This is a genomic window from Actinomycetospora callitridis, from assembly GCF_028737265.1.
Lineage (GTDB): Bacteria > Actinomycetota > Actinomycetes > Mycobacteriales > Pseudonocardiaceae > Actinomycetospora > Actinomycetospora callitridis.
This window is the reverse complement of sequence record NZ_JAQZAK010000001.1, coordinates 950117-962596: the sequence shown is the minus strand read 5'-3', so window position 1 is coordinate 962596 and position 12480 is coordinate 950117. Positions and strand designations below refer to the sequence as shown.

The 12480-nt window shown below is 73.9% G+C and carries 10 protein-coding genes and 1 pseudogene; 4 read left to right on the top strand and 7 right to left on the bottom strand.

Features of this window, described 5'->3' with window-relative positions:
- Positions 1–77 precede the first annotated feature (77 nt).
- Positions 78–1373, bottom strand: a complete 1296-nt coding sequence (locus PH191_RS04635; RefSeq protein WP_274193686.1) for a M50 family metallopeptidase — start codon at positions 1371–1373, stop codon at positions 78–80.
- Positions 1374–1450: 77 nt separating this feature from the next.
- Entirely contained in the window at positions 1451–2629 is a 1179-nt protein-coding gene (dxr, locus tag PH191_RS04630) for a 1-deoxy-D-xylulose-5-phosphate reductoisomerase (protein WP_274193426.1), read from the bottom strand.
- A gap of 78 nt (positions 2630–2707) precedes the next feature.
- On the opposite strand from dxr, the gene PH191_RS04625 reads away from it, so the two are divergent.
- Complete coding sequence (locus tag PH191_RS04625) at positions 2708–3010, top strand: DUF2631 domain-containing protein (protein ID WP_274193425.1); 303 nt, start codon at positions 2708–2710, stop codon at positions 3008–3010.
- A complete protein-coding gene (locus tag PH191_RS04620) occupies positions 3007–4980 on the top strand; it encodes an APC family permease (RefSeq protein ID WP_274193424.1) in 1974 nt (657 codons plus the stop codon). The genes PH191_RS04625 and PH191_RS04620 overlap by 4 nt, the downstream gene beginning before the upstream one ends.
- 48 nt (positions 4981–5028) lie before the next feature.
- On the opposite strand, the gene PH191_RS04615 is transcribed toward PH191_RS04620, so the two are convergent.
- Positions 5029–6411: an FAD-dependent oxidoreductase gene (locus PH191_RS04615; RefSeq protein WP_274193423.1), complete on the bottom strand. Its 1383-nt coding sequence runs from the start codon at positions 6409–6411 to the stop codon at positions 5029–5031.
- Here PH191_RS04615 and ligD point away from each other — a divergent pair.
- Positions 6410–7390 carry a non-homologous end-joining DNA ligase gene (ligD, locus tag PH191_RS04610; protein ID WP_274193422.1) on the top strand — a complete coding sequence of 327 codons (981 nt, stop codon included), beginning with the start codon at positions 6410–6412 and terminating at the stop codon, positions 7388–7390. The genes PH191_RS04615 and ligD overlap by 2 nt on opposite strands.
- 15 nt (positions 7391–7405) lie before the next feature.
- Here ligD and PH191_RS04605 read toward each other — a convergent pair whose 3' ends face one another.
- Positions 7406–8923: a serine/threonine-protein kinase gene (locus PH191_RS04605; protein WP_274193421.1), complete on the bottom strand. Its 1518-nt coding sequence runs from the start codon at positions 8921–8923 to the stop codon at positions 7406–7408.
- A 135-nt stretch (positions 8924–9058) separates the two neighbouring features.
- Here PH191_RS04605 and PH191_RS30045 point away from each other — a divergent pair.
- A pseudogene (locus PH191_RS30045) lies at positions 9059–9388 on the top strand (aspartate racemase/maleate isomerase family protein); the annotation flags it as partial.
- 67 nt (positions 9389–9455) lie between these two features.
- Here PH191_RS30045 and PH191_RS04595 read toward each other — a convergent pair.
- From PH191_RS04595 to PH191_RS04585, 3 genes are read right to left on the bottom strand one after another with little or no spacing between them, the layout of a single operon-like run.
- A complete protein-coding gene (locus PH191_RS04595; RefSeq protein WP_274193419.1) occupies positions 9456–10712 on the bottom strand; it encodes a GNAT family N-acetyltransferase in 1257 nt (418 codons plus the stop codon).
- A complete protein-coding gene (gene rlmN / locus PH191_RS04590) occupies positions 10709–11863 on the bottom strand; it encodes a dual-specificity RNA methyltransferase RlmN (RefSeq protein ID WP_274193418.1) in 1155 nt (384 codons plus the stop codon). Before rlmN ends, PH191_RS04595 begins: the two co-directional genes overlap by 4 nt.
- On the bottom strand, positions 11860–12453 hold the full coding sequence (locus PH191_RS04585; RefSeq protein ID WP_274193417.1) for a hypothetical protein: 594 nt from the start codon (positions 12451–12453) through the stop codon (positions 11860–11862). The genes rlmN and PH191_RS04585 overlap by 4 nt, the downstream gene beginning before the upstream one ends.
- Positions 12454–12480 lie beyond the last annotated feature (27 nt).

The following is a 12480-nucleotide window of genomic DNA, read 5'->3' as shown; positions in this document are numbered from 1 at the left end:
TGCTGGAGGACCTGACCCCTCCAGTGTCCTACAGCCCCGAGGCGCCCGCCGGTGGGCCGTGACACGTCCGGAGTGAGCTACAACCCCAGGTCGATCGGGTTGACGATGTCGGCCACGATCACCAGCAGCCCGTAGGCCATGATCACCGCCGCGAAACCGACGCCGATCGGCATCAGGCGGGCGAGGTCGACCGGGCCGGGGTCGGGGCGCCCCCGCAGCCGCGCGATCCGCTTCTTGACCGCCTCCCACAGCGCCGGCAGCACGTGCCCGCCGTCGAGCGGCAGGATCGGCAGCAGGTTGAGCAGGCACAGCGACAGGTTCACCGCGGCGAGCAGGTTGAGGAAGATCGAGATCTCGACCGCCACCGGGCGCTCCTGCTCGAGCACCTGGCCGCCCATGACCGAGACGCCGACGAGGCTCACCGGGCCGTTGACCTCACGCTCCTCGCCGAGGAACACCGCCCCGAACAGCGCCGGCACCTTCTCGGGCAGGCGCGCGATCGCGTAGACGGAGCCCTCGAGCATCTCCCCCATGCGCTCGGTGACCTGCCCCACGGTCTGGCGCATCACCGGCTGGATCGGCTCGAGGCCGAGGAACGACGCGGTGATGTAGCGCGGGTCGGCGCCGAGCGGGGTGTCCAGGTCGGGCACCTGGTTCTCGATCAGCGTCGGGTAGAGCGTGAGCTCGGCGCCGTTCCGCTCCACGACCACGGGCACGGTGCCGCGCGCGTCACGGATGGCGCGCTGCAGGCTCGGCCAGTCCGGGTAGGTCTGGCCGGCGAAGCTCACGATGCGGTCGCCGGGCTGGAAGCCCGCCTGCGCGGCGGGCGTCGGCGGGGCGCCCGGCGGGCAGCCGGGACCGGTCTGCGACGAGGCCGGGACCACGCACTCGCTCACGGCGTTGACCACGGGCTGCGGGGTCGCGACGCCGAAGCCCATGAGCACGATCGCGAACAGGACGATCGCCAGGACCAGGTTCATGAACGGCCCGGCGAGCATGACGATGATCCGCTGCCAGGGCTTGCGGGTCCAGAACTGGCGGTCCTCGTCGCCGGGCTCGAAGTCGCGCACCGAGTCGGCGCGGACGTCGTCGACCATCCCCTGGAAGGGCCCCGACCGGCGGCTGCGACCGACGCGCTCGCCGGGAGCGGGCGGGATCATCCCGATCATCCGGATGTAGCCGCCGAGCGGGACGGCCTTCAGGCCGAAGCGCGTCTCGCCCTTCTTGACCGACAGCACCGTCGGTCCGAACCCGACCATGAACTCGGGCACGCGGATGCCGAACCGCCGGGCCGCCGTGTAGTGGCCGAGCTCGTGCCACGCGATGGAGAGCAGCAGACCCAGCGCGAAGAGCACGATCCCCAGGACGAGCATCACGGGTCAGGACGGTAGACGGCCGGGGATGTGCCCTGCGTGGGCGCCCCGGGTCGGGACGCCACTCGGGACACCGGTCAGGGCACCGGCACCAGGCGCTCGCGGGCCCGGGCGCGGGCCCAGTCCTCCGCGGCGAGGACGTCGGCGACGGTGTCCGGGTCGGCCACCCACTCCCCCGCGTCGTCGAGCACCGCGGCGAGCGTCTCGTCGATGCCGGTCCAGGCGCAGCGGCCGGCGAGGAAGGCGGCGACGGCCTCCTCGTTCGCGGCGTTGTAGACCGCGGGCAGGCAGCCCCCGGCGCTGCCCGCGGCGCGGGCGAGGTCGAGGGCGGGGAACGCGTGGGCGTCGACGGGCTCGAAGGTCCAGCTCGTCGGGTCGGCGAACGTCTCGGGCCGGCTCGCGCCGGCGAGGCGCTCGGGCCAGGCGAGCGCGAGCGCGATCGGCATGTGCATGTCGGGCGGGCTGACCTGGGCGATCGTCGCGCCGTCCACGAAGGTGACCATCGAGTGGATCATCGACTGCGGGTGGACGACGACGTCGATGCGCTCGTAGGGCACGCCGAACAGCAGGTGGGCCTCGATCAGCTCCAGCCCCTTGTTGACCAGCGTCGACGAGTTCAGCGTCACCACCGGGCCCATCGCCCACGTGGGGTGGGCCAGCGCCTGGTCGACGGTGACGCCGGCGAGCTCGCTGCGGGGTCGTCCGCGGAACGGGCCGCCGGAGGCCGTCAGCACGAGGCGCCCGACCTCCTCGGCGCGGCCTCCCCGCAGGCACTGCGCGAGCGCGGAGTGCTCGGAGTCCACCGGGACGAGCTGGCCGGGGGTCGCCGTGCGGGTCACCAGCGGCCCGCCGGCCACCAGCGACTCCTTGTTGGCCAGCGCGAGCGTCGAGCCCGCGGCGAGCGCGGCGAGCGTCGGGGCGAGCCCGCGCGAGCCGTCCATGGCGTTGAGCACGACGTCGGCACCCGAGCCGGCCAGGTCGGCCGCCGCCTCCGGGCCCGCGAGGACGTCGGCACCCGTGCGCTTCCGCAGGTCCGGCGCGGCCGCCGGGTCGGCGACGGCGAGCGTCGGCACCCCGAACTCGGCGGCCTGCTGGGCGAGGAGGTCGGGACGGCCGCCACCGGCGGCGAGCCCGGTGACGACGAAGCGCTCGGGGTGGGCCCGCACGATGTCGAGGGCCTGGGTGCCGATCGATCCGGTGGAGCCCAGGAGGACGAGCCGGCGAGGCTCGGAGGTGGACCCGGACGGTGTGCTCATCGCGGCTCATCATCACGGGCGCGGGCCCGGGACGGTAGGTTGGACGCGCCCGCACGAGCGAGACGACAGGAGTGCCCCGTGGCCTCGAACAGCCCTGCCAAGCAGGAGCGCGGCGGCGGAGTCGCGCACCACGACCACGAGGCCGTGGTGGTCAACGGTGTGTCCTCGGACGACGAGCCCTCGGTGGAGTGGGGCTGGCACGCGCACTACCCGAAGCTGGCGCGGTTCGCGGGCTTCCTGGTGGCGGCGATCATGCTGATCATGCTCTGGGGCAACCACGTGGGCGCCCAGGAGGACATCTGGCTGGTCGTCCTCGCGATCGGCTTCTTCGCGCTCTCGCTCGGCTCGATCATCCGCGCCCGGACGTCCTGGCGTCGGTGAGCGCCCCGCCGGCGCCGCCCGAGCAGCGCCGGGAGCCGTCGGCCCTGCGGCGGTGGCTGCTCGACGGCCTGGCCGACCGTAGCGCCCAGTACTCCGGGCCCCACGCGAAGCCGCGGGAGACCTCCCACGGCAAGCCGTGGTGGCGCGTCATGTGCCTCACGGGCGTCGACTACTTCTCGACGTTGGGCTACCAGCCGGCCGTCGCGGTCGTCGCCGCCGGGCTGATCTCGCCGATCGCGACGCTCGTCCTCGTGGTGATCACGCTCGCGGGCGCCCTGCCGGTCTACCGGCGCGTGGCCCGCGAGAGCCCGCACGGCGAGGGCTCGGTGGCCATGCTCGAGCGGCTGCTGTCGTACTGGTGGTCCAAGCTGCTGGTGCTCGTGCTGCTCGGCTTCGCGGTCACCGACTTCCTCATCACGATCACGCTCTCCACCGCCGACGCCACCGCCCACATCGTCGAGAACCCTCTGGTCGGCAGCGCGCTGCACGGCTGGGAGGTGCCGCTGACCTGCGCGCTCGTCGTGCTGCTCGGCGTGGTCTTCCTCATGGGCTTCGCCGAGGCCGTCAACATCGCGGTGGTCGTGGTGGCCACGTTCCTGCTGCTCAACCTCGTGGTCGTGGCCGGCGCGCTCTACCGGGTGTTCACCGAGCCGGTGGTCGTCGCCGACTGGAGCGAGGCCCTGCTCACGCAGCACGGCAACCCGCTGGTCGTCGTCGCGATCGCCCTCGTGGTGTTCCCCAAGCTCGCGCTGGGCCTGTCCGGGTTCGAGACCGGGGTCGCGGTCATGCCACTGGTCAAGGGCGCCGAGGGCGACACGGAGAAGCACCCCGAAGGGCGCATCGCGGGCGCCCGCAAGCTGCTCACCACCGCCGCCCTGATCATGAGCGGGTTCCTCGTCACGTCGAGCTTCGTGACGACGCTGCTCATCCCGCTCGACCAGTTCGGGCCCGAGGGCCAGGCCAACGGGCGGGCGCTCGCGTACCTGGCGCACGAGCAGTTCGGCGAGGTCATCGGCACGGCCTACGACCTGTCGACCATCACGATCCTGTGGTTCGCCGGGGCGTCGGCGATGGCGGGGCTGCTCAACCTCGTGCCCCGCTACCTGCCGCGCTACGGCATGGCGCCGAACTGGGCGCGCGCCGTGCGTCCGATGGTGCTGGTGTTCACGACCCTCGGCATCCTGATCACGATCATCTTCGACGCGAGCGTCGACGCGCAGAGCGGCGCCTACGCCACCGGCGTGCTGGTGCTCATCACGTCGGCGTCGATCGCGGTGACCCTCTCGGCGCGGCACAAGGGCCAGAAGGCGGCGACGGTCGGCTTCGGGATCATCGCCGTCGTCTTCGTCTACACGACCGTGGCGAACATGATCGAGCGTCCCGAGGGTCTCAAGATCGGGCTGCTCTTCGTGGCGGCGATCTTCGTCGTGTCCTTCGCCTCGCGGGCGCTGCGCAGCACCGAACTGCGGATCACCGGGGTGCACCTCGACAAGACCGCCCGCCGGATCGTCCGCGAGGCCCACGAGGAGGACCCGGAGGCGGCGATCCGGCTGGTGGCCAACGAGCCGGGCCGGCGCGACAAGCGGGAGTACGAGGAGAAGGAGCTCCAGGAGCGCGCCGACCACCACATCCCGTCCGGCGACGTGGTGATCTTCGTCGAGATCACCGTGGACGACCCCTCGAACTTCGAGTCCGAGCTGTACGTGCTCGGCGAGGAGCGCCACGGCTACCGGATCCTGCGCGCCCGCAGCGCGACGGTGCCCAACGCCATCGCGGCGCTCCTGCTGCACCTGCGCGACCTCACCGGGCGCGTGCCGCACGTCTACTTCGAGTGGGACGAGGGCAGCCCGGCCACCAACATCGCCCGCTACCTGCTCTTCGGCGTCGGCGAGGTGGCCCCGGTGACCCGCGAGGTGCTCCGCGAGGCCGAGCCCGACCGCCACCGCCGCCCGGCGGTCCACGTCGGCTGACCCGTGAGCGAAGTTCCCGGCTATAGCCGGGAACTTCGCTCACATGGGTCAGACCGGGGAGACCGGGACGGCGGCCTGGACCTCCTTGGCGGCCTTGCGGGCGGCGACGAGGACGGCGTCCCAGACCGGCGAGAACGGCGGGGCGTAGGAGAGGTCCATGAACGTCATCTCCTCGACGGTCATGCCGTTCCAGATCGCCGTGGCGAAGACGTCGATGCGCTTCCCCGAGCCCTGGCGGCCCACGATCTGGGCCCCCAGGAGCCGGCCGGTGCGCTGCTCGGCAAGCACCTTGACCGTCATCATCTCGGCGCCCGGCCAGTAGCCGGCCGTCGTCGTCGACTCGACGGTGGCGGTGACGTAGCCGAAGCCCGCGGCGGTCGCCTCGGACTCGGTCAGACCGGTGCGCCCGATCTCGAGATCGCACACCTTGCTGATCGCCGTGCCGATGACGCCGGGGAAGGCGCCGTACCCGCCGGAGATGTTGGTGCCGATGATCCGGCCGTGCTTGTTGGCGTGGGTGCCGAGCGCGATGTGCACGGGCTTCCCGGACAGCTTGTGGTGCACCTCGACGCAGTCGCCACCGGCCCACACGCCGGGCGCGGCCTGCATGCGCACGTCGGTGGCGATGCCGCCGGCCGCACCGATCGTCAGCCCGGCGTCGGCGGCGAGCTGCGCGTTCGGCTTCACGCCGAGACCCATGATCACGATGTCGGCGGGCAGCACCGTGTCGCCGGCGCGCACCGCACGCACGCGCCCGTCCTCGCCCACGTCGAAGCCGTCGGCGGAGGTCCCGGACAGGACCGATATCCCCATGCCCTCCATGGCTTCGCGGATCATCGCGCCCATGTCCGGGTCGACCTGGGTGAACGGCTCCGGGGCGTGCTCGACGACCGTCACCTCGAGGCCCCGCACGACCATCGCCTCGGCCATCTCGACGCCGATGTAGCCCGCGCCCACGACCACGGCGCGCCGGCGGTCCCCGTCGGCCAAGTCCTTGACGATCTCCTCGCCCTGCTCAAGGGTCTGCACGCCGAAGATGCCCAGCGCGTCGGAGCCCTCCAGCGGAGGCACGGTCGGCACCGCGCCGGTGGCGATGACCAGCTCGTCGTACCCGAGCTCGTAGGTGTCGCCGTCGTCGACGCCGCGCACGCTCACCGACCGCTTGTCGAGGTCGATCGCCGTCGCCTCGGTGCGCATCCGCACGTCGATCCCGGCCTCGCGATGCTGCTGGGGCGTGCGGGCGATGAGCTGGTCGCCGTCGGCCACGTGCCCGGAGATCCAGTACGGGATGCCGCACGCCGAGTACGACGTGTAGTGACCCCGCTCGAGCACGACGACCTCGAGGGCGCCGTCCTCGGCGTGGCGCAGCGCCGTGGACGCCGCCGACATGCCGGTGGCGTCCCCGCCGATCACCACGATGCGCTTGGTCATGAGCCTCCGTCCGCTCCGGGAGTATCGTGCCGCCGTGACCGAGGCCGCGGAGATCGAGGTCGACGGCCGGACCGTGCGCCTGTCGAACCCCGACAGGGTGTACTTCTCGGCGCGCGGAGAAACCAAACTCGATCTCGCCCGGTACTACCTCGCCGTCTCCGACGGCATCGTGCGGGCGCTGCGGGAACGGCCCTGCATGATGCACCGCTTCCCCACCGGCACCGACGGCGAGAAGGTGCACCAGAAGCGCCTCCCCAAGGGCGCCCCGGACTGGGTGCGCACCGTGCGCGTGCACTTCCCGCGCTACAACCGCACCGCCGACGAGCTGTGCGTCACCAGCCCAGCCGACGTGATCTGGGCCGTGCAGATGTCGACCGTGGAGTTCCACCCCTGGAACAGCCGGGCGGCCGACGTCGAGACCCCCGACGAGTGGCGCATCGACCTCGACCCCATGCCCGGCGTCGAGTTCCCCACCGTGCGCCGGGTGGCCGCGGTCGCCCGGGAGGTGCTCGACGACCTCGGCGCCGTCGGGTTCCCCAAGACCTCCGGCGGCAAGGGCCTGCACATCTACGTGCGCATCCGTCCCGAGCACTCGTTCACCGAGGTGCGTCGGGCGGCGCTCGCGTTCGCCCGCGAGGTCGAGCGCCGCGCCCCGGACCTGGTCACCACCGCGTGGTGGCGCAAGGACCGCGAGCCCGGGACGGTCTTCCTCGACTGGAACCAGAACACCCGCGACCACACGATCGCCTCGGCCTACTCGGTGCGCGGGACGCCGGAGGCGCGGGTGTCGGCGCCGCTGCGCTGGGACGAGGTCCCCGATGCCGAGCCGGGCGACTTCACGATCGCGACGATGCCCGCTCGCTACGCCGAGATCGGCGACCTGACGGCCGGCATCGACGAGTCGGTGTTCGACCTGCGCGCCCTGCTCGAGTGGGCCGAGCGCGACGAGGGCGTGCCGGACGAGCCGCCCGAGGTCTGAGCGAGACCCCGGCCCTCAGCCCCGCGTGAGATCCCCCGTCGCGACGACCTGGTCGCCGGCGAGGGTCTCGTAGGTGAAGCGGTCCGGCCCGGCCTCGGTGGCGCGCACGACGCCCTCGGAGCACGGGCCCGCGATCGGGCGGGCCGCCATGTCGGTGGTGCCCTGGACGCCGTTGAGGACCAGGTCGAACCGGCAGTCGAAGACGGAGAACGACATCTCCCCCACGCGCTCGCCGACCGCCCCGGACGTCAGGTCGACGCGGACCCCGAAGTCGCGTCCCGAGGCGGGCTCGTTCTGGGTGCCGTTCCACGTCCCGACGAGGCCGTCGGGCAGCCGGGCCGCGGCCGGGCCGGGAGGGGCGGCCTGGCCGGGCAGGTAGTCCCGGGCGAGCAGGTAGCCCGTGCCGCCGAGCACGAGCAGCCCCAGCAGCACCCCGGCCACCAGCCACAGCCGGGGGCGCCGGGACGGGAGCGAGGACGGGGGTGGCGCCTGTGTCCCCGAGGCCGTCCCCGAGGCCGTCCCCGGGGCCGTGCCGGGCTTCGTGCCCTGCTTCGTGCCCGCGAGGGCCGGGCGCGCGAACTCGTCGGTCGAGTCCGACCGGCCGGGCGCGGCCGCCGATCCAGCCGGCCCGCCCGCCCCGCCGGGCCCGCCCGCCCCCGGGATCGTGGGCGAGCTCGGCGACCCGGGCACGACCGCCCCGACGCCCGAGACCGCCGCGCGCGCGGCGGCGGCGAGCTCGCCCGCGCGCTGGTAGCGCTGGTCGGGGTCCTTGGCCATCGCGATGGCGACGACCTCGTCGAGCGCCTGCGGCAGGCCGGCCCGCAGGCTGCCGGGCCGGGGCGCCGGCTCGTGGACGTGGGCGTGCATCAGCTGGTGGATGCTCCCGGACGGGAAGGGCTGCTTGCCGACCAGCGTCTCGTGCAGCACGCAGCCCAGGGCGTAGACGTCGACGCGGTGGTCGCCGCCCGCCCCGGGCATGAACCGTTCGGGCGCCATGTAGGCGGCGGTGCCGATCAGCGTGCTCTGCTCGGTGAGGCGGGAATCGCGCAGGCTCGCCGCGATCCCGAAGTCGATGAGGTAGGCGAACTCGGGCCCCGAGCCCTCCGTCTGCGCCAGCAGGATGTTCGAGGGCTTGACGTCGCGGTGGATCAGCGCGGCGCGGTGGGCGGCGTCGAGCGCCGCCGCGACCTGCTCGACGACAGCGACCGCCCGCTGCGGGTCGAGCGGCCCGGAGGCGGCGATCGCGCCACTGAGGTCGATGCCCTCGACGAGGCGCATGTCCAGGTAGAGCTGCCCGTCGATCTCGCCGTAGTCGTGGATCGGGATGACGTGGGGCTCGTGCAGCCGGGCCGTCATCTCGGCCTCGCGCCGGAAGCGGGTGGCGAACCCCTCGTCGCCGCTGTGGGCGACGGAGAGGCGCTTGAGCGCGACCGTGCGCTCCTTGCGCAGGTCGGTGGCCCGGTGGACCTCGCCCATCGACCCGCGCCCGATCATCCCCTCGATCCGGTACGGGCCGAAGCGTTCGCTCGCCACGTTCCCCCTCAGTCCCCCTCCGCGCCCTCGACAGTCTCGAAGCCTCGAAGGCCTGGAGGGGAATCCTATTTGGCCCCCGGAGCCTCGGTGAAGGTGCCGAGGACGAGGTCCCGCTCCCCCGAGGCCTTGGCGCGGATGGCCGACGGTGTCGACGCCGCGGCCGAGCTGCTGGCGGACGCCCGCCCGGACCTGGTGCGCACGGCGGTCACGACCATCACCCCGGAGCTCGAGGAGCGGCTGCGCACGTCGATGGAGCGCCGCACCGGCGTGCCCGCCGGGGCCGCGCTCGTCGCCGCGCTGCGCGAGCTGGCCGCGACGCGCGTGGGCCTGCTGACCCCGTGCGTCGCGGCGGTCCACGACCGCGAGAAGGCCTCCCTCGCCGAGCACGGGGTCGAGGTCGTCGTCGACGCGGCACTGGGCCTCGACACGAACACCGAGATGGCCCGCGTGCGCCCGCCGGAACTGGTCGAGATCGTCGCGCGCCACGCCCACCCCGAGGCGGGGGCCTACCTGCTCAGCTGCACCGCGCCACCTAGAAGCGGATGCCGTTCCAGGGCACGCCGGGCGCGGCGAAGAGCCGGGCGAGGCGGCCGGCGGCGCCGGGGCTGTGCTCGGAGAGCCGCCCGGCCCGGGCGAGGACCCGGGGATCGACGCCCCCGAGGTAGAGCGACCCGAGCGCCGCGGCGTCCATCTCGACGTCGGGCGTGTCGCTCGTGGCGGCGACGGCCGGGGTGACCGGGTCGGTCGTGTCCAGCGCCCAGTCACCCGCGGCGTGCCGGTCGGGGTCGTGCACGCGCAGCACGATCCGGTCGGTGACGGGGTAGCGCCGGGCACCCAGCGCGGCCGGGACGTCGAGGACGCGCAGCCAGAGCATGTCGCGCGGCCCGCCGGAATTCACCGCGCGGTGGTCGGTGAGCAGCCACGGGAGCGGTTCGTCGAGCGAGGCGTTCGCCCACCCCACCTCGCCGACGAGGTCGAGCGAGCCCAGGTGCCGCCACAGCTCGCGGTAGGACTCCGGGGTCGTCGCCTGCAGGTCGTGGACGGCGAGCGTCGCCGAACCGGTGCCCCACCAGGACTCGGCCACCCCGTGGACGACGTAGCCGGCGGGGCGCCCGGTCGCGTCGGCCCAGGCGATCGCGGAGCGGGGCGAGGAGTCGTGGGGGCCGCCGGTGATCAGCGCGTGCCACGACGCGGCGGACCGGTCCATCGAGCCCGGGTGCCGGCGCCGGGCGCGGTCCTGGATCGGCCCGGCGACCGACGCGAAGCCCGCCGGGTCCAGCGTCCGGAGGCGGCCGGTGGGCCCCGGGTCGCGGAACCGGGCCGCGCGGGTGTCCAGGGTGAGCGACCGCGTCCAGGCCGCCAGCCCGAACCCGAAGCGCTCGTAGAGCGAGCCCTGCGTGGATGTGAGCGCCGCGACCGGGGTGCCGGCGCGCACCGCCTCGGCGAGGTCGTCGACGAGCAGCGCCCGCAGCAGGCCGCGGCGGCGGTGCGTGGCCCGGACGCCGATCGAGGAGATCGCGTCGGCGGCCACCTCGCCGCCCGGCACGGTCATCGCGGTGTCCCAGGAGCGCAGGGTGGCCACCGGGGACGTGTCGGCGGTCTCGTACACCCCGCGCAGGCGCTGCCCGGCGTAGGACGCCGCCATCGTCGCGATCTCCTCGGGCCCCGGCCGGGGCCCCAGGAACGCCGCCATCATGGCCCGGATCCAGGTCGCGGTGTCGGCGTCCGGGGCGCCCTCCGCGAGCGAGGGCACGAGCCGGTGGACCTGCCAGTCCCCGGCCGTGCTCACGGCCGGGCGGTGGCCGCGAGCTGCCCGCAGGCGGCGGCGATCTCGCGGCCGCGGGTGTCGCGCACCGTGCACGCCACGCCGCCCTCGCGCACGCGCCGCAGGAACTCCGCCTGCACCGGCGCCGGGCTCGCGTCCCACTTGCTGCCCGGCGTCGGGTTGAGCGGGATGAGGTTGACGTGCACCAGCCGGCCCAGGTGCTTCGACGCCAGCTTCGCCAGCAGGTCGGCGCGCCACGGCTGGTCGTTGACGTCGCGGATCAGCGCGTACTCGATGGAGACGCGGCGCCCGGTGACGTCGGCGTAGTGCCGGGCGGCGGCGAACACGTCGGCCACCGGCCAGCGGGTGTTGACCGGCACCAGGGTGTCGCGCAGCTCGTCGTCCGGAGTGTGCAGCGACACCGCGAGCGTGACCTGCAGGTTCTCCTCGGCGAGGCGGTGGATCGCCGGCACCAGGCCCACCGTCGACACGGTGACCGAGCGCTGCGAGAGCCCGAGCCCGGCGGGCGGGGCGTCGCAGAGGCGGTGCACGGCGTCGACGACGCGGCGGTAGTTCGCCAGCGGCTCGCCCATGCCCATGAAGACGACGTTCGACAGCCGGCTGAGGTTCGCGCCCAGCCCGCCCCCACGCACGACGGCGGCCGCGGCGCGGACCTGCTCGACGATCTCAGCGGTCGACAGGTTGCGCTCCAGGCCGTTCTGGCCGGTGGCGCAGAAGGGGCACGCCATGCCGCAGCCGGCCTGGCTGGAGATGCAGACGGTGGCGCGGTCCGTGTAGCCCATGAGCACGCTCTCGACGAGCGCTCCGTCGTTGGCACGCCACAGCGTCTTGCGGGTGGTGCCGCCGTCGCAGTCCTGCTCCCAGGTGGGGGTGAGCAGCGAGGGCAGCAGCGCCGGTCCGAGCGTCTCGCGCGCCGCGGGGGGCAGGTCGGTCATCGTCGCCGGGTCGCTCTCCAGGCGCGAGAAGTAGTGGCGCGAGAGCTGGTCGGCCCGGAAGGCCGGCATCCCCAGCTCGGCGACCGCGGCGCGGCGGCCCTCGGTGTCGAGGTCGGCGAGGTGCTGCGCGGGCCGGGTGCGGCGCGAGCCGCGCGGCGAGAGCGTGAGCACGGGCCCGGGAGCGCTCTCCTGATCCGGGGTCACGGCGGGCTCGGTCATCGGTCCCTCAACATCTCCACGAGGCCCACGCGGTCGGCCGCGGAGAGCAGGATGACGACGCCCGCGAGCAGCCCGAGCAGGCCCTGCGAGACGAAGCCGCCGGCCGCCATCGTCGAGACCAGCGCCGAGAGCAGGCCCGCGCCGACGAGCAGGAAGCCCAGCCAGCGCGTCGGCCGCTGCCCCGTGGAGCGGCTGAGCAGCACGAACGCGGCGCCGGTGAGCAGCAGCGCCAGGCCGGGCAGGAGGGCCGAGGCGCTGAGCAGGCCGAGCACGATGGACGCGACGATCACGATGACGACCACGCCGGCGGCGAGGCGCAGCACCTCGGTGGAGCGCGAGGTGTCGAACGGACGCGGTCCCCGGCGGCGGTTCTCCACCCCGATGCCGATGGCGACGGCGATGCCGATCGCGAGGATCAACGTGCCGACCCCGTCGGCGCCGAGACCCAGGGTGCCCACCGCGAGCCACACGAGCCCGGCCGCGATCTCGACGAGCACGGGGTCGACACGGACGGCACGGCCGCCGCGTCGCGGGGGCGGAGAGCCCTGGAAGCCACGCCCGGGCGGACGGGGAGGCGGGTACGCGGACACGACCTCCACGGTAACCCCGCCGACGCT